Source organism: Gloeobacter violaceus PCC 7421 (assembly GCF_000011385.1).
In the GTDB taxonomy this organism is placed as follows: Bacteria; Cyanobacteriota; Cyanobacteriia; order Gloeobacterales; family Gloeobacteraceae; genus Gloeobacter; species Gloeobacter violaceus.
Window position 1 is genome coordinate 2,300,735 of record NC_005125.1, and the last position, 17,069, is coordinate 2,317,803.

A 17,069-nucleotide genomic window follows, 5' to 3' on the forward strand; every position below is an offset into this window, starting at 1 on the left:
GGCTCTCCTGGCAATGCGTGCACAAGATTAGCCCGGACTTGTCCTCTTGCAAAGCGACTTTAGCGGGCGACGCCCGTGGCGCGGGCAGCCTGCTGCACGGCGGCCGAAACCGCCACAACCACGCGCCGGTCGAACACGCTCGGGATAATCGATTCGGGCGCAATTTCGTCGGGGCTCACCAGGGCGGCGATCGCCCGCGCGGCGGCCATCTTCATCTCCAGATTCACCCGGCGCGCGCGGCAGTCGAGGGCACCCCGGAAGATCCCCGGAAAAGCGAGCACGTTGTTGATCTGGTTGGGATAGTCGCTGCGGCCGGTGGCCATCACCGCCACCACCCCTTCGGCTTCTTCAGGCAAGATTTCGGGCACCGGGTTGGCCATGGCGAAGACCACCGGGTCGGTCGCCATGCTCTGCACCATCGCGCGGCTGAGCACCCCCCCTTTGCTCACCCCCAAAAACACATCCGCCCCCGCCATGGCATCGGCCAGGGCGCCGGTCTGCTCGACGGCGACCGCACGCTTCTCGGCGTTCAAGTCGGCGCGCCCGGCGCTCACGATGCCGTGGGAATCGCACATCACGATCGCCCGCGCCCCGGCGGCGGTGAGCAACTGGTGAATGGCGATCCCCGCCGCCCCCGCCCCATTGATGACGATCCGCACCGATGCGAGGGACTTGTCCACCAGCTTGAGGGCGTTTTCGAGGGCGGCGAGCACGACGATGGCGGTACCGTGCTGATCGTCGTGAAAGACCGGAATGTCGAGGCGCTCCTGCAGCAGGCGCTCGACTTCGAAGCAGCGCGGGGCGCTGATGTCTTCGAGGTTGATGCCGCCGAAGACAGTGCTTATGCGCACGGCGGTCTCGACAATCTCATCGACATTCTGGGTGCTCAGGCAGACCGGAAAGGCGTCGATATTGGCGAATTCTTTGAACAACAGCGCCTTGCCCTCCATGACCGGCAACGCCCCGGCCGGGCCGATGTCGCCCAGCCCCAGTACCGCTGAGCCGTCGGTGAGGACCGCCACGGTGTTGCGCTTGATGGTCAGTTCATAGACCCGCTCCGGATTGCGGGCAATCGCCATGCAAATGCGCCCGACGCCGGGGGTGTAGGCCATCGCCAGATCCGAGCGCGTCCTGAGCGGAATTTTGCTGACGATCTGGATCTTGCCGCCCTGGTGGATCTGAAACGTCCGGTCGTCCACCTGCAGCAGCTTCAATTCGGGAATGGCGCTTACCCGCTCGGCGATTGCGTGGGCATGCTCCTCGCTGGTGGCATCGACGATGAGATCGCGCACGGTGTAGGCGCGCTCCTGCTCAATCAGCTCGATGTCGCCGATGTTGCCGCCCGCCTCGCCGATGGCGGCGGTTGCCTTGGCGAGCATCCCCGGCTGGTTGGGCAGGTGCAGGCGCAGGGTCAGGCTGAAGCTGGAATTGGGCGTGATCCGAGTCATGGGCGGCGCAAAACGAGACGTCCAAGTATAGCCTGTGCCGAATTCCACCCCTGCTCCATCCGACAATAGCCGTCAAGCAATTGAAAGATCTCCCCGAGCTGGGAACAAAAAATCTAATCCACGTCATAATATTTAACGTATCGTTGCCAAAAAGGTATCGAATGCTTCGTAAATCCTTGCTCAGTGTCGCACTGGGCCTGCCCGTGCTGCTCGGCGCCTTCGCCCCCGCCGCCTTTGCCGGCGATATCGTCGACACGGCTGTCAAAGCCGGCGATTTTAAGACGTTGGTGACTGCCCTGCAGGCCACCGGTCTTGACAAGACCTTGAAGACCAAAGGTCCCTTCACGGTCTTCGCACCCACCGACGAAGCCTTCAAGAAGCTGCCGCCCGGCACGCTCGATGCCCTGCTTAAAGACAAAGCCAAGCTGACGAAGATCCTCACCTACCACGTCGTCTCAGGCAAGGTGCTCTCCTCCGCCCTCAAGCCCGGCTCGGTGAAAACCGTCGAGGGCGCCCCGGTGAAGGTGCAAATCGAAGGCGGCAAAGTCGAAGTGAACGAAGCCTATGTGACCAAGGCCGACATCACCGCCGACAACGGCGTCATCCACGTCATCGACTCGGTGCTGCTGCCCCCGGAAGGCGGCGCCATGAAGGGCAGCAACTAAGCTTCCGGACTTTCAATCGCTCTGGGGCGCGGGCAACCGCGCCCTTTTTGCCGGATATCAAGGCACTTTGTAGCCCGAGACGCGCAGGCGAAGTTGCCCCGCTCTGGGGTCGCGCTCGAAGATGAAGACGCCGGTTTCTGTTTCGCCGCCGGCCAAAAAGTCGATTTCTTGCTCGGCAACTTCACGGCTGCCTTCCGCCGAGCGCAGTTCGGCCTCTACGCGCACCGCTTCCGCCGTCTGGCCGCCTTGATTTTCGACTGCGAAGGGCACGTAAAACTGTCCGGCGGCGGAGCGCACCGCCCCGGCGGGGGCCGCCACGAGGACCGCCGCTTTGCCGTCCGAGGCAATCCAGTCATAGATGACCAATCCCACCAGCCCGGCGAGGATGGCAACGCACAGTCCGAAGCTGACCTGCTCGGCCAGGGTACGCTTCGGTGCATTCACACCACCAGCCTTCCGGCGGCGCCGCCGATCGTGGCGGGTAGCCCCAGAAGCAGCGTGTGGCTCAGCCACACCTGCCACGGGTCGTCGAAGACCAGTCGGTCAAAGAACCACAACATTGCAGCAGCGATCGCCAGCGAAACCAGATAAGAAAATACCGTCTCGCTGAGGGGCTGCTGGAATAAACCCTGCTGACGGGCGCGCTTTTTTTGATCGGCAAAGTCGGCCTCGAAGACGATTCCATAGGAAATCAAAAGCGAAGCCAGGACGATCAGCAACAGCCAGGGTGGCGAGGTGGCGGCGGCCAGCATCGAGATCTCGTCGGTCGGGGCGATGTTGAAGGCGATGAACACCGCGCCGATGGCCGTAAAACCGAGATCGGTGAGGGTGCCGTTCAGGGCGTCCTGGGTACCGGGGGACTGATTATCCTGGTTGGGAGCTTGACTGGCACTCTCGTCGCTGTCGGTGCGCAGCAGCAAATTGGCCAGTGCGATGCCAATCGTAAACGGGACACTCTCGAAGACGACTTTGCCCAGGGCTTCTCCCAGGGCCGTCTGCGGGGTGATCTCGCGCAGGAGCACCAGCATCAGCAGGGTGCAGATTGCTCCCAGGGCCATCGCTTCGATGCTGTCGCGCAGGGCGTCCTCGACGCGCACGTCCCTGGTGGAGCGAAAGCCGGCGGTGCGATTGAGCAGGAAGACCACGACAAAGGTGAGCGCCAAGGCCACCAACAGACGGGGCGGGCCGATCCAGGCGCCGATCCACCAGACTTCCATAGTGTAAAGCAGCGGGATGCCGAACAAAAAACCGCCGCACGTTCCACGGATAACGTCGCCGAGTTCCCGTTTCCACGCCTGAAGGTTGTCCAATACTGCCGTCAACTCGTGGAGCGCCCCTCTAAAGTAGAGAACAACGAGCGCGCCCATCTCTGCCGGAAGAAAGACCCCGAGCAATGGGCCTGATACAATTCCTGTCTTCAAAGGACACGCCCATGAGCCTGCAATCGTTTGTTGCCCCATTTATCGTGCCCCCGGGCAAAAAGATTTCCCTCGCCAAAGATTACGACCCCGACTACCACGCCGACTACCTGACCAAAGAAGACGCCCAGGAGCAACTGCGCGAGGGCATCGAACGGCTGGCCAAATTTCAGGACATGCTCTACGCCCAGAACACCTACGCGCTGCTCATCGTGTTGCAGGCGATGGACGCCGCCGGCAAAGACGGCGTCATCAAGCACGTCATGTCCGGTCTCAATCCCCAGGGCTGCCAGGTGTTCAGCTTCAAAGCGCCCTCCTCTGAGGAACTGGATCACGACTATCTGTGGCGCTCGTTCAAGGCCCTGCCGGAGCGGGGGCGCATCGGCATATTTAACCGTTCCTACTACGAAGAGACATTGGTGGTGCGGGTCCACCCCGAGCTGTTGCAGGCCCAGCAGTTGCCCGCCGCCATGAAGGACAAGCGCATCTGGAAGCGCCGCTTCGAAGAGATCAACACCTTCGAGAAATACCTGGTCCACAACGGCATCGTCGTGCTGAAGTTCTTCTTGTACGTCTCCAAAGACGAACAGAAAAAACGCTTTCTAGAGCGCATCGACCGCCCCGAAAAAAACTGGAAATTCTCCCTGGCCGACGCCAACGAGCGCAAGTACTGGGACGACTACATGCAAGCCTACGAAGACCTCTTCAACCACACCAGCACCGAGTGGGCGCCCTGGCACATCATTCCGGCCGATCGCAAATGGTTTACGCGCCTGGCGGTGGCGGGCACCATCTATTCAAAGCTGGCCGAACTGGATTTGCACTACCCGAGTGTGAGCGAAGCGCGCAAGCTCGAACTGGCGAAAGTGCGCGAAGTGCTCGAAAACGAGGTCTGATCTGCTTCAGCTTTGCCGGTGGACGAGCGCGGCGCGCGCCTGGGCGAGCGGTTTGATGACGATCTGATCGATATTGACGTGGGGCGGCAGGCTCACCACCCAGCGCACCGCCTCGGCGATATCCGCCGCCGTCAAGGGCTGCATGCCGACGTAAACCGCCCCGGCCCGCTCGGCGTCCCCCGCGAAGCGCACCAGGCTAAATTCGGTCTCCACCAGCCCCGGATCGATCTCGCTCACCCGAATCGGTTTACCCACCCACTCCAGGCGCATCGTGTCGTTGATGGCGCGCACGGCGTGCTTGACGGCGGTGTAACCGCCGCCTCCCACGTAAGTTTCCAGGCCCGCGATGCTGCCGATATTGACCACATGGGCGGAACCGGAGGCTTCAAGGCGGCCGAAAAGCGCTTTGCTCACCCGCACCAGCCCGAGCACATTTGTCTGGTACATCGCAAGCCACCGCTGCTCGTCCATCTCGACGATGCGGTCGAGCCCCAGCGCCCCCCCGGCGTTGTTGACCAGCACATGCACCCGATCGGGCAGGTGGGCGGCGAAGGCATCGACACTCGCCGGGTCGGTGACATCGAGGGCCAGGGGAATACAGCCCGCCTCCCGCGCCAAAGCTTCCAGCCGCTCGACGCGCCGGGCACCGCCGTAGACCGAAAAACCCTCGCCCGCCAACACCCGGGCGGTCGCTGCACCGATGCCCGCCGACGCCCCCGTCACCACCGCCACCCGTTTGACCCCCATGACGCTCTCCTGTAAATAGTGCAGCGATATAGTCGTATCCCGCCGGGAGTACCGGTGTTTTATGCTACAGTGTAGGCCGTCATTGCATGCATCATAAGAGGAAGCGCAGACATGGCCCTTCGATTAGGTGACAAGGTACCGGACTTCACCCAGGAGTCCACCGAAGGCCCGATCCAGTTCTACGATTGGGCAGGGGACAGTTGGGTGGTCCTTTTTTCTCATCCAAAAGATTTCACGCCCGTGTGCACCACCGAACTCGGTGAGGTAGCCAAGCTCAAGCCCGAATTCGCCAAACGCAACGTCAAGGTGATTGCCCTGAGCGTCGACGATGTCGATTCCCACAAAGGCTGGGCTCAGGACATCGAGGAGACCCAGGGGGCGGCCTTGAATTTTCCGGTGCTCGCCGACGCCGATCGCAAGGTGAGCGACCTCTACGACATGATCCACCCCAGCGCCAACGACACCCTGACGGTGCGCTCGGTGTTCGTGATCGATCCCAACCAGAAACTGCGCCTGACGCTCACCTATCCGGCAAGCACCGGCCGCAACTTCGACGAACTGCTGCGGGTGATCGACTCGCTGCAACTGACCGACAACTACTCGGTGGCCACCCCGGCCAACTGGCAGGACGGCGAGGACTGTGTGATCGTTCCGTCGCTCAAAGACGAAGCAGTGCTCAAGGAGAAGTTCCCCAAGGGCTACACCGTCGTCAAGCCCTACCTGCGCATGACCCCGCAGCCGAATAAGTAGACCCCCGTGACCTGCAGGCGATGGGGCAGACGGCATCCGTCTGCCCCATTGTTTTAGATTGCAACGACGAGGCTGAGTAATCAGAGCGCCAAACGCAAGGAAAATATAACAAAAGATAATCAAATGAATAACAAATCATAGAATCCACTTACCAATAAACGGTGATAAGCTTTGTGGTGTCGGCAACAGGGATAGCCAACCGGCGCGGAGCATGGACCAACTGGGCGCTTGAAGGCGGTTTGGAGCATCGTTCGACAGACCGCCCGAGAGAAGTCCCGTCCGCGCGCCGGGTTCATCCAGTACTGAAAGCTGGCATTCACGCGCAGTTCATGCAGGTCGCGGGATCTGCAGCGGTTTTGCGCATCTTTTGCATTGCAGGAGGTCCACGTGTCCTATACGAAGACGCAAGCCAAAGCGGGTTATCAAGCAGGGGTCAAGGACTATCGCCTGACCTACTACACCCCGGACTACACGCCCAAGGACACCGATGTCCTGGCGGCGTTCCGCGTCACCCCGCAGCCGGGGGTACCGATCGAGGAAGCGGGCGCCGCCGTGGCCGCCGAATCTTCCACCGGTACCTGGACGACGGTCTGGACCGACGGCCTCACCGAACTGGACCGCTACAAGGGCCGCTGCTACGATATCGAGCCGGTGCCGGGCGAAGATAACCAGTGGATCTGCTATATCGCCTACCCGCTCGACCTGTTCGAAGAAGGTTCGGTCACCAACGTGCTTACCTCGCTGGTGGGCAACGTCTTCGGCTTCAAGGCGCTGCGCGCTTTGCGCCTGGAGGACATCCGCTTTCCCATCGCCCTGGTGAAGACTTACCAGGGGCCGCCCCACGGCATCGTCGTCGAGCGCGACAAAATCAACAAGTACGGCCGTCCGCTCTTGGGCTGCACGATCAAGCCCAAATTGGGCCTTTCTGCCAAGAACTACGGCCGCGCCGTCTACGAGTGCCTGCGCGGCGGTCTGGACTTTACCAAAGACGACGAAAACATCAATTCGCAGCCCTTCATGCGCTGGCGCGACCGCTTCTTGTTCGTGCAGGACGCCATCGTCAAGTCCCAGGCGGAGACCGGTGAAATCAAGGGCCACTACCTCAACTGCACCGCCGGCACCTGTGAGGAGATGATGGAGCGCGCCGAGTTCGCCAAGGAACTCAAGACGCCCATCATCATGCACGACTATCTGACCGGGGGGTTCACCGCCAACACGACCCTGGCCAAGTGGTGCCGCCGCAACGGCATTCTGCTGCACATCCACCGGGCGATGCACGCCGTCATCGACCGCCAGAAGAACCACGGCATCCACTTCCGGGTGCTCGCCAAGTGCCTGCGCCTGTCGGGCGGCGACCACATTCACACCGGCACGGTGGTGGGCAAGCTCGAAGGTGAGCGCGCCTCGACGATGGGCTTTGTCGATTTGCTGCGCGAGGAGCACGTCGAGCGCGATCTTTCGCGCGGCATCTACTTCACCCAGGACTGGGCCTCGATGCCGGGGGTGATGGCGGTCGCCTCGGGCGGCATCCACGTCTGGCACATGCCGGCCTTGCTCGACATCTTCGGCGACGACGCCGTGCTGCAGTTCGGCGGCGGCACCCTGGGTCACCCCTGGGGCAACGCGCCGGGGGCCACGGCCAACCGCGTCGCCCTCGAAGCCTGCGTCAAGGCCCGCAACGAAGGCCGTGACCTGATGCGCGAAGCGGGCGACATCATCCGCGAAGCGGCGCGCTGGAGCCCCGAGTTGGCGGCGGCCTGCGAGCTGTGGAAGGAAATCAAGTTCGAGTACGAGGCGGTCGACAAACTCTAGGGCGCCCCTGCGACACCCGGACGCGTCCTATGGATCTCAAGGCGATCACCAAGGCCACGGCAAAAGTGCTGGTAAGCTACCTCACCTACCAGGCCGTCCGGGTGGTTCTCGACCAGTTGCGCGAGACCGACCCCCAGCGGGCCATCTGGTTCAACCAGTTCTCCACAGCCAAGACGCTGCAGGACGGCGAAGCCTACCTGCGCGAACTGGTCGCTGTCGATCCGGCTCTGGCCATGCGGGTGATGACCGTGCGCGAGCACCTCGCCGAGCAGGTGGCCGACTTTCTGCCCGAACTGGTCAGAACCGGCGTGCAGCAGTCGAACATGGATCACCGCCGCCAGTACATCGAGCGCACCTTGCAGCTGGAGTCTCCCGCCGAATCCGAGGCGGAAACACCCAACGATTGACCCATTTACGGAGTCCCATCCCATGCAAACGCTGCCCAAGAAGAAGTTCTACGAGACGATGTCCTATCTGCCGCCGCTCACCGACGCGGAGATAGCCAAGCAAATCCAGTACATGCTCGACAAAGGCTATATCCCCTGCGTCGAATTCAACGAGACCAGCGAGCCCACGATGGTCTACTGGACGATGTGGAAACTGCCGCTGTTTTCGGTACGCTCTCCCCAGGAAGTGCTCAGCGAAGTGAACGCCTGCCGCTCGTCCTACCCCGGCTGCTTTATCCGGGTGATCGGCTTCGACAATATCCGCCAGTGCCAGACGATGAGCTTCATCGTCTACAAGCCCTAGGTCCGAGCCCGATGCCTGCGCCCGCCGCCACCCACACCGGTCGCGGCGGGCTGCTATTTTGTCCGCTACCGTGTATTGGTAATGAGTGAATTTTCCAAGTCCGAACCGACCGCTACCGCAATCGACATTGCCGCAGCCCTTGAACAACTGCGGCGCAAGGAAGGCGACTGGGTGGAGTGGGGGCAGATCCTCCAGCAACTGCACGCGGCCAACCAAGATCCGCAAAGCATCTTCGAAGCCACCGGCTTCGAGCCGAGCCGCCAGAACCTCTTTGTCGTGGGTGCCCAGGTCTGGGCGGGCCTGCAGAGCGTCGGGACACCCGAGGAAGTGCTTTCCCACTTTCGCCGCGAAGGCAGCAATGTGCTTTACGAGTTGCGGGTGCTGGGCCGCCAGGAGCGCCAGGCGGCGGCGGAACTGGCCCTGGCGCGCAAGCTCGACCCGGATGGAGCGCGGGAGGTGGCCAAGGCGATCAAAGACCTTGCCCACACCGGCCCCTTGCCCGAGGGGTTTACCCGCCACCCCGGCGATGCGGTGGCCTGCCGCTGCTGGCAACTCGCCCGCCAGACCACCGACCTGCGCGAGCGCACGCAACTGATCGCCAAGGGCCTTGCCTTCGCCCACAGCGAAACCGCCCGCGTTCAAATCGAAAAACTACTGATCGACTTTACTGCTCCCAAAGTTCCGCCTGCTCCCCGTTTGCCCTTTTACCGGCTCGACAACAGCGAGGAGATGCCGCGCATCTTGCCGCTGGCGAGTGGGTTGCCCCTGGGGGAAGCCGATTTCAAAGCCCTGCCCTGGCCTGAAGAGGTTGGACCCTTTCGCGCGGTGACGGGCGAAGGCGGCTGGGTAGCTATGCCCGGCTATCAGATTATCCGCAGCGCCGAGGCACCGATCGCGATCGCCACCACCACCGACCAACTGCCCGGGGGCGACACCACGGAGCCGGTGCTGGTGGTGGTCGACCGTGAAGCGCGCGCGTGGCGCGACGACAGCTACTTTTTGGTGACGGGCGAACCGGGCCAGTTACGGTTGGCCTGGTTCGGCGAGGCCCCCGAGGTGCCGCTGTTCGGACAAGTGATCGTCGTGCTCAGACCCAAGCGCATCCTGGATGAAGAATTTACCAAAGATCCGTGGCAGCTGGACGAGTAGTACAAAAAACCGCGGCTTCGCTCAAATATCAGGCAATCTGCTCATGCGGCGCTGGTACACGCATTTCATTTTTCTCGTGCAGGTCGATTGACCCGGATCAACACCCCTTCGGTATTAGCCACAGCAGAAACAGCTTCATCAATTCGAGTGGCCAGATTTTCCCAGTTTCTGTCGTCCGTGCACACGACCATTCCAGAATGATCCGGGTGTTGACTGTGCAGCTGGATAAAATCGCGACGATTCAAGGTCAAAAGGATTCGGCCGGTTGTAATCGCAAAGGCGAGCACTTCCGTATCTGGCACCTTTTGATTGGCCATCCCTGCTTCTTGAACTGTGAGCACGTCGTGTCCGAGGGAGCGCAGATGGAATGTCGCCTGAAAAGGAAATTGTTCATCGGTGAAGAAGCGAGCCACCTTCAGGCAGCTTCGTGTTCGCGCAAGGCGCGCTCGATTTGATCGGGATAGGCCTCGGCATAGGCCCAGGCGTTGACAAGATCGGCCGCGGTAAGGGACGGGTAATTCGTGAGCAGCTCAGCGTCGCTCACCCCCTGACGACGAAAGCTCTCGAGCAGCCACACAGGGATACGTGTGCGCCCAATACAGGCGTCTCCTCCCATCACCTCGGGAGTTTGCTCAACACCCAGACCGGTACTTGTCAAACCGAGGGTGAGCGTTTGAACGGCTTGGGCTTTCTGCGCCGGGGTAAGGGCAGAGAGCAAATAAGCCATCTCCTCGGAGGTCATAGACCACTCCTTCGCACGACTTACTGCTTCCAATTAAAGTCGAACGTTGGGTCGATCGGCTCACATCAGCACGAAAAACCGGGTCGGGCTAATAGCCCGACCCGGCAATGACGACAAACGCCACCTAAATGATGTACAGCAGCGCGAACAAGAATATCCAGACCACATCCACGAAGTGCCAGTACAGCGAACTGGCGCCGACGCCGAAGTGGCTGGCGGGCGTGTAGTGGTTGGTCTTGAACGAACGGAAGAAGACCACCGCCTGCAACAATAGACCGATGATCACGTGCATGCCGTGGAAGCCGGTGAGCACGTAGAATGTCCCGCCGAACAGACCGTCTTTGAGGCCGAATTCGAGGTGCATCCATTCGTAGGCCTGGCCCGCCACGAAGACGGTGCCCATCGCCGTGGTGAGCAGCCAGAAAAGCCGAAACTGCCCCATGTCGCCATGCTTGAGGGCGCGCTCGGCGAGCATGATCACCCCAGAACTGGCTACCAGGATGACTGTGAAGATGGCAGGCAGAATCTTCTCCAATTCGGGGGTGCCCGCCGGGGGCCAGGCCGGGGCGGCGGCCCGGTAGGTGAGGTAGGCCACGAACAGACCCACGAAGAGCATCCCCTCCGAGATCAAAAACAGGGTGAAACCGAGCATGCGCAGGTCGGGGTGCTCGCCGTGGCCGTGGCCGTGGCCGTCGCTATGGCCGATTGCCTGGGACATCGCCGCGTCGTTGGAACTGATCGGTGATTGCATCGTGTCTATCCGGAGTGTCAGGACTTGGGTTGGGAGATGGCGGTCGGGGTGTTGCCCTCGGGGCTGGAGCCGACCGTGCCGTACTCGTAAGGGCCGGCGGTGACCACCGGCAGGTACTCGAAGTTCTCGACCGGCGGCGGCGAGGCGGTGGTCCATTCCAGGGTCAATGCCCGCCAGGGATTGGCCGGAGCCTTCGGTCCCCACAGCCAGCTGTAGATGGCATTGAACAAAAAGGGCAACGTCGAGATACCCAGCAGGAAGCCGCCGATACTCACCAGCACGTTGAGGCTCTGGAACTGCTCGGCGTACTCGGCGACGCGCCGGGGCATTCCCTGCAGTCCCAACTGGTGCATCGGCAAGAAGCACAGGTTGAAGCCGATGAAGGTGAGGGCGAAGTGGATCTTGCCCCAGGTCTCGTTGAGCAGCCGCCCGGTCATCTTCGGAAACCAGTAGTAAAGCCCCGCGTAGATGGCGAAGACGCTGCCGCCGAAGAGCACGTAGTGCAGGTGGGCGACCACGAAGTAGGTGTCGTGGACGTGGATATCCACCGGCACCGAGGCGAGCATGATGCCCGACAGGCCGCCCACGACGAACATCGAGACGAAGCCCATGGCAAAGAGCATCGCCGAGGACAGTTCCAGCTTGCCGCCCCAGATCGTGCCCAGCCAGCTGAAGACCTTGATGCCGGTGGGTACCGCGATCAAAAACGAAGTGACCATGAAGAACATGCGCAGCCAGTCGGGGGTGCCGGAGGTGAACATGTGGTGCGCCCAGACCAGAAAGCCCAGCACGGCGATGCCCATGCTCGAAATGGCGATCGCCTTGTAGCCGAAGATCGGTTTGCGCGAGAAGACCGGCAGCACCTCGGAGATGATTCCCATCGCCGGCAGGACCATGATGTAGACCGCCGGGTGGGAGTAGAACCAGAACATGTGCTGGTAGACCACCGGGTCGCCGCCGCCGGTCGGGTTGAAAAAGACGGTTCCAAGGAGCAGGTCGAAGGCGAGCAAAATCACCGCTCCGGCCAGGACCGGTGTGCCCAGCAGCGTGATGCACGAGGCGGTGAGCGTCGCCCAGCAAAACAGCGGCATCCGAAACAGCTCCATCCCCTCGGTGCGCATCGCCACGATCGTGACGATGAAGTTGAGGGCTGCCAGGATTGAGGAGGTGCCCAAAAAGACGACGCTTGCAATCCAGATGACCTGACCGAAGTTGGTCACCAGCAAGTCGCCCACCTGCACCTGCTGGGTGCTGAGGGGCGGATAGGAGGTCCAACCGGCACCGGCTGCACCGCTTTGCACAAAAAAGCTCGAAAGCAAAAGCAGCCCCCCGGGCGGAATCATCCAGAAGCTGAGGGCGTTGAGCCGCGGAAAGGCCATGTCCCGGGCGCCAATCATCAAAGGCACCAGGAAGTTGCCGAAGCCCGCCAGGGTCGGAATGATCCAAAGAAAGATCATGATCGTCGCGTGGATGGTGAACACGCCGTTGTAAAGCGAACGATCCAGTTCGGCCCCAGGGGTCATCAGCTCGGCGCGGATGACCATCGCCAGGGCGCCGCCCAGCAGGTAGAAGAAAAAGGTCGTCACCAGATACTGGATGCCGATCACCTTGTGATCGACACAGAAGCTGAAGTAGCGGCGCCAATCGCCCAGAGGCTCCGGCTGCCGTTGCTCGACACGTTGTTGGGTGGTTTCAACCATTGCTTACTGTCCTTGTGCGCGCAGGTGCCCGACGAGGGCGCGGGTTTGTTCGGATTGCAGCACGGTCGTGCCGCTCGTCGCCCCGTAGGCGGCGGCCGGATCGGCCAGTTGCGCCACCCGGGTGCTCGTCCCCAGCGACGCCTGGCTTTTGAGCCACGCATCGACGTCCTTTTTGTCTTCGACAATCACATCGACGACCATGCCGCCGTGGTAGGCGCCGCACAACTCCGCGCAGCGCAGCTGGTACTTACCGGCTTTGGTCGGGGTGAAGCTCACCTGGGTCGTGCGTCCGGGAATCACATCCTGCTTGAGGCGAAATTCGGGGACCCAGAAGGCGTGAATGACGTCGTTGGACTTCATGTCCATCCGGACCGGCCGGCCGATGGGCAAGTGCAACTCGGAGACTTGTGTCTCGCTGCCGGGGTAGCTAAAGATCCAGGCATACTGCACCGCCTCAACAGCGATGATCAGCGGCGGCGGGGCGGCCGGGTCCGGGTTGGTCGCCTGAAAGCGAATCGGCAGCCCCGAGTCTTCGTGGTGGGCGCCGCCGCCCATCGGCGAACTGGCACCCATCAGCTGAAAGACCTCGAAGCTGTAGATCGACAGATACAGCACCAGCGCCGTCGGAATCGCCGTCCAGAGGATCTCCAGGCGCAGGTTGCCGTGCATATTGGGACCGTCGCCCATGTCGTCTTTGGCCCGCTTGAAGACGAAGGCCGAGTACAGCAGCACACCCTGGACGCCCAGAAAGATTCCGGTGGCGATAATCAGCATAAAGCGGAAAAGACCATCGATTTGCCCGGCTTCTTTAGAAGCTTCCACCGGCATCAGCCAGCCCACCGTCTGCCCCGCCCAGACGCTCGCAATCACAATCAGTACAGTGCTGACAACAAGAAGGCTTGTATTGGGGGTGATTCTTGGAATTCTCACAGTCGCATCATCCCTTAAACATCGGCAGTACCTTCGACTGCGCCATCACAAGGCTATCTGCCACCTTCTGGGAATCGAAGGCCTTTTGGCTTTTCTTCACGATGTCGTTCAACTTCTGCAAAGCGAGGCGAGACTGCGATCCCCCGCACCCGGCAACTCCCCGACTCCTGACTGCCCTGTGCCGGCGGCCGCAGAGATGGAGCATTCGCTCAGAAAAACTTTACATATTTCAACAAACGCGCAGGACCTTTCTCGTGCCGGGCTTGCAATAGGAGAACGCTTCGCAAAAAAGATTCTAAAAAAATGGCTAAAGCTCCTGCGCCGGGCCGGGGCAGCTGATTACTGTGGAAGTTGAGATAGACGCATCCACTGCGTTCGACAAGCAGGGGCTTCGCGATTAAATGGCTCAATTTCGATTCAAGCTTTCGCTGCCGCAGCGGATGGTGATCCAAGATTCCGCTCCCCAAACCCAGCTCACCCGCACCCGAGTCTGGGTACAGCGGCTTCTGTACACCCTGATTGGCCTGACGTTTGGCCTGATGGCCGTGGGTAGCCTCACCCGGGTGATGGGGGCAGGATTGTCGTGCCCGGACTGGCCGCTGTGCTACGGCGAGGTACTGCCCCATCTGGACCCATTTATTTTTCTGGAGTGGTTCCACCGCCAGGTGGCCCAGGCGGTGGGGCTGCTGACCGTGGTGCTGTGCGTCCTCACCTGGCGGCGCCGCCGGGTACTGCCCGGCTGGCTGCCGGGTCTGGCCACCGCCGCCCTGGTGTTGGTGCTGGTGCAAGGAGCGCTCGGGGCGTTCACGGTCACCGAGTACCTGCGCTTTGATATCGTGACTGCCCATCTGGGCACGGCGATGCTCTACTTCGGCGTGCTGCTGGCAGGCACGGCCCTACTGACCCCGAACCGGGTCTTCGCCCGACCGCCGGCCGCCCTGGGCTGGATCGCCGCCGCCGCCGCCCTGGTCTGCTACGGCCAGATCATTCTCGGAGGGCTGGTCGCCTCGCAGTGGGCATTCCACCAGTGCCTGGCGGGTTCCGCGCTGTGCGAGGTCATGAACAATCACCTCTGGGGGGTGCTGCCGGCCACCGTCGCCACCCTGGTGGCCGCCTGGTTCAGCTGGAAGCCTCTCAAGCCGATGGCCCTGGTGCTTTTGGGCCTGCTCGCCCTTCAGATTGGCCTGGGAGTCGGCACTTTCCTGTTGCAATTGAGCGTACCGGCCCTCACGGTGGCGCATTTGGCGGTCGGCGCCGCTCTATTCGGCAGCCTGGTCGTCCTCGCTGCGCTCGCCCTGGCCGCGCCCCACCGCTTTATCGACCGCCTGCACCCATAGGACAACACCCCGTGCAAGAAACGCTTCTTTCCCGCGCCGAGCGCAGCGTACCGCGCCTGAGTGCCGCCCTCAACGACTACTACCAGCTCACCAAGCCGCGCATCCAGGTGCTGCTGCTTATCACGACCGCCGGTGCGATGTGGATCGCAGGCAAAGGCCACGTCGAGCCGCTGTTGCTTCTGGTCACCCTGCTGGGGGGTACCCTGGCCGCGAGTTCCGCCAACGCCTTCAACTGTCTGATCGACCGCGACATCGACCTGCTCATGGAGCGCACCCGCCGCCGGGCCATCCCGGCCGGGCGCATCCTGCCGTGGCAGGCGGCCCTCTTTGCTACAGCCCTGGGGGTGGCCTCCTTCGCCGTGCTGGCAGCCTTTGCCAACCTGTTCGCCGCCTTGCTGGCCATCTCGGGCATCGGCTTCTACGTAGTTATCTATACTCTGTGGCTGAAGCGCACCACCACCCAGAACATCGTCATCGGCGGCGCGGCGGGGGCCATTCCGCCGCTGGTGGGCTGGGCTGCGGTCACCGGCGACCTTGGTTGGTCGGCCTGGGTGCTGTTTGGCATTATCTTTATGTGGACGCCGCCCCACTTCTGGGCCCTCGCCATGATGATCCGCGAGGACTACCGCAAGGCGGGCGTGCCGATGCTGCCGGTGGTGGCGGGGGACGAGGCGACCGCGCGGCAGATCTTTATTTACACCCTGGTCCTGGTACCGGTCACGCTCGTACTCTACCCGCTGGGTACAATGGGCTGGATATACCTGCTTGCGGCCGGTGCTTTGGGCCTCTGGCTGATCGAGGGGGCCTTCAGGCTTTTGAAAGCTCCCAACGACCGCAAGGAATCTCGTTCCCTGTTTAAGCGCTCGATTTTTTATCTGATGTTGCTCTTTGTGGCGATGGGTATCGACAGCATCTTCCTGTTTGCCTGAGAGGGTCCGGAGACTCACGGTGGAAGCGGCAATCGGAATCGAAGATTTGCACAAGTCCTACGGCTCCACCAAGGCCGTGGACGGTTTGTCGCTGACGGTGGCTCCCGGTCAGATCTACGGCCTGTTGGGTCCGAACGGCGCGGGCAAGACCACGACGCTGCGCTGCCTGTGTACCCTGGAGCGCCCCGATCGGGGTCGGCTTGAGGTGGCGGGGATTTCGGTGGCGGACGATCCACGCGCTGTGCGCCAACTGTTGGGCTATGTCGCCCAGGAAATCGCCCTCGACAAGATCCTCACCGGCCGTGAGTTGTTGCAACTGCAGGCCGATCTTTATCATCTAAGCCCGGCGGCGGCCCGTGAGCAGATTGCTCAAATGCTCGAACTGTTGGATCTGAGCGAGCGGGCCGACGAGCGGATCAAGACTTACTCCGGCGGTTTGATGAAGCGGCTGGACTTGGCCGCCGGGTTGCTGCACAACCCGAAAGTGCTCGTCCTCGACGAGCCCACCGTGGGACTCGACATCCAGAGCCGCCTTGCGGTCTGGAATTTCCTGCGCGAGTTGCGCCGCCGGGGGGTGACGGTCCTGCTCATCAGCCATTACCTCGAAGAGATCGACATGCTCGCGGCCCGTGTGGCGATCATCGATCGCGGCCGGCTCATCGCCGAGGGTACCCCCGAGGAACTGAAGCAGCGGGTGGGAGGCGAGCGGGTCACCCTGCGCATCCGCGAATTTTCTCCGGCTGCGGAGGCTCGCGAGGCGGCGGCGCTCCTGGGTGCGCTCCCGTTTGTAAAGGAAGTTATCATTAACGAGGCCCAGGGCAACGCCCTCTACCTGGTGGTGGCCGCCGCCGATCCGCTCTCGACGGTGCCCACCCTGCGCGAGGAACTCACCCGCTCGGGGTTGCCGCTCTTCGGGGTTGCCCTCGCGCGTCCGAGCCTCGACGACGTTTTCCTCGCCGCCACCGGCCAAACGCTCCAGGACGCCGACCTGGCTGCCGGCAGCCCCGGCAAGAAAAAACGCAAGTGAGAGTCCCCTTGACGGCTC

The 17,069-nt window shown here is 62.1% G+C and carries 19 protein-coding genes; 10 read left to right on the forward strand and 9 right to left on the reverse strand.

All coding sequences use genetic code 11. The features are described 5' to 3' along the window. Positions 1-59: 59 nt before the first annotated feature. On the reverse strand, positions 60-1,448 hold the full coding sequence (locus tag GLL_RS11130; RefSeq protein WP_011142146.1) for a malic enzyme-like NAD(P)-binding protein: 1,389 nt from the start codon (positions 1,446-1,448) through the stop codon (positions 60-62). A gap of 161 nt (positions 1,449-1,609) precedes the next feature. Between GLL_RS11130 and GLL_RS11135 the strand changes: the two genes are divergently transcribed. Further along, positions 1,610-2,113, forward strand: coding sequence for a fasciclin domain-containing protein (locus tag GLL_RS11135; RefSeq protein ID WP_011142147.1), 504 nt, complete (start codon positions 1,610-1,612; stop codon positions 2,111-2,113). A 57-nt stretch (positions 2,114-2,170) separates the two neighbouring features. Here GLL_RS11135 and GLL_RS11140 read toward each other — a convergent pair whose 3' ends face one another. Further along, entirely contained in the window at positions 2,171-2,557 is a 387-nt protein-coding gene (locus GLL_RS11140; RefSeq protein WP_011142148.1) for a TIGR02588 family protein, read from the reverse strand. After that, on the reverse strand, positions 2,554-3,480 hold the full coding sequence (locus GLL_RS11145; protein ID WP_011142149.1) for a TIGR02587 family membrane protein: 927 nt from the start codon (positions 3,478-3,480) through the stop codon (positions 2,554-2,556). Before GLL_RS11145 ends, GLL_RS11140 begins: the two co-directional genes overlap by 4 nt. A gap of 65 nt (positions 3,481-3,545) precedes the next feature. Between GLL_RS11145 and GLL_RS11150 the strand changes: the two genes are divergently transcribed. After that, a complete protein-coding gene (locus GLL_RS11150; protein ID WP_164928954.1) occupies positions 3,546-4,427 on the forward strand; it encodes a polyphosphate kinase 2 family protein in 882 nt (293 codons plus the stop codon). A gap of 6 nt (positions 4,428-4,433) precedes the next feature. Here GLL_RS11150 and GLL_RS11155 read toward each other — a convergent pair whose 3' ends face one another. Continuing rightward, positions 4,434-5,174: an SDR family NAD(P)-dependent oxidoreductase gene (locus GLL_RS11155; RefSeq protein ID WP_011142151.1), complete on the reverse strand. Its 741-nt coding sequence runs from the start codon at positions 5,172-5,174 to the stop codon at positions 4,434-4,436. A gap of 111 nt (positions 5,175-5,285) precedes the next feature. Here GLL_RS11155 and GLL_RS11160 point away from each other — a divergent pair, with 111 nt between their 5' ends. From GLL_RS11160 to GLL_RS11180, 5 genes are all read left to right on the forward strand, one after another. Then, complete coding sequence (locus tag GLL_RS11160) at positions 5,286-5,924, forward strand: peroxiredoxin (protein ID WP_011142152.1); 639 nt, start codon at positions 5,286-5,288, stop codon at positions 5,922-5,924. Between the two features lie 387 nt (positions 5,925-6,311). Continuing rightward, a complete protein-coding gene (locus tag GLL_RS11165) occupies positions 6,312-7,736 on the forward strand; it encodes a form I ribulose bisphosphate carboxylase large subunit (protein ID WP_011142153.1) in 1,425 nt (474 codons plus the stop codon). 29 nt (positions 7,737-7,765) lie between these two features. Further along, complete coding sequence (rcbX, locus tag GLL_RS11170; RefSeq protein ID WP_011142154.1) at positions 7,766-8,143, forward strand: RuBisCO chaperone RbcX; 378 nt, start codon at positions 7,766-7,768, stop codon at positions 8,141-8,143. 22 nt (positions 8,144-8,165) lie between these two features. Continuing rightward, positions 8,166-8,486 (forward strand): ribulose bisphosphate carboxylase small subunit, encoded by a 321-nt coding sequence (locus GLL_RS11175; protein WP_011142155.1) that lies wholly within the window; start codon positions 8,166-8,168, stop codon positions 8,484-8,486. A gap of 81 nt (positions 8,487-8,567) precedes the next feature. Beyond that, positions 8,568-9,635 carry a RuBisCO accumulation factor 1 gene (locus GLL_RS11180; protein ID WP_011142156.1) on the forward strand — a complete coding sequence of 356 codons (1,068 nt, stop codon included), beginning with the start codon at positions 8,568-8,570 and terminating at the stop codon, positions 9,633-9,635. Between the two features lie 65 nt (positions 9,636-9,700). Here GLL_RS11180 and GLL_RS11185 read toward each other — a convergent pair whose 3' ends face one another. The 5 genes from GLL_RS11185 to coxB all read right to left on the reverse strand — a co-directional run bounded on the left by GLL_RS11185 (position 9,701) and on the right by coxB (position 13,698). Next, complete coding sequence (locus GLL_RS11185) at positions 9,701-10,048, reverse strand: DUF5615 family PIN-like protein (RefSeq protein ID WP_011142157.1); 348 nt, start codon at positions 10,046-10,048, stop codon at positions 9,701-9,703. A 2-nt stretch (positions 10,049-10,050) separates the two neighbouring features. Next, a complete protein-coding gene (locus GLL_RS11190; RefSeq protein WP_011142158.1) occupies positions 10,051-10,377 on the reverse strand; it encodes a DUF433 domain-containing protein in 327 nt (108 codons plus the stop codon). Positions 10,378-10,501: 124 nt separating this feature from the next. Beyond that, positions 10,502-11,128 carry a cytochrome c oxidase subunit 3 gene (locus GLL_RS11195; RefSeq protein WP_011142159.1) on the reverse strand — a complete coding sequence of 209 codons (627 nt, stop codon included), beginning with the start codon at positions 11,126-11,128 and terminating at the stop codon, positions 10,502-10,504. 17 nt (positions 11,129-11,145) lie between these two features. Next, positions 11,146-12,828 (reverse strand): cytochrome c oxidase subunit I, encoded by a 1,683-nt coding sequence (gene ctaD, locus GLL_RS11200; RefSeq protein ID WP_011142160.1) that lies wholly within the window; start codon positions 12,826-12,828, stop codon positions 11,146-11,148. A 3-nt stretch (positions 12,829-12,831) separates the two neighbouring features. Then, entirely contained in the window at positions 12,832-13,698 is an 867-nt protein-coding gene (gene coxB / locus GLL_RS11205) for a cytochrome c oxidase subunit II (protein ID WP_164928955.1), read from the reverse strand. Between the two features lie 461 nt (positions 13,699-14,159). Between coxB and GLL_RS11210 the strand changes: the two genes are divergently transcribed. From GLL_RS11210 to GLL_RS11220, 3 genes are read left to right on the forward strand one after another with little or no spacing between them, the layout of a single operon-like run. Continuing rightward, positions 14,160-15,095, forward strand: a complete 936-nt coding sequence (locus GLL_RS11210) for a COX15/CtaA family protein (protein ID WP_011142162.1) — start codon at positions 14,160-14,162, stop codon at positions 15,093-15,095. 11 nt (positions 15,096-15,106) lie between these two features. Continuing rightward, positions 15,107-16,024: a heme o synthase gene (locus tag GLL_RS11215; protein WP_011142163.1), complete on the forward strand. Its 918-nt coding sequence runs from the start codon at positions 15,107-15,109 to the stop codon at positions 16,022-16,024. Between the two features lie 19 nt (positions 16,025-16,043). Next, positions 16,044-17,051: an ABC transporter ATP-binding protein gene (locus tag GLL_RS11220; RefSeq protein ID WP_011142164.1), complete on the forward strand. Its 1,008-nt coding sequence runs from the start codon at positions 16,044-16,046 to the stop codon at positions 17,049-17,051. Positions 17,052-17,069: the final 18 nt, after the last annotated feature.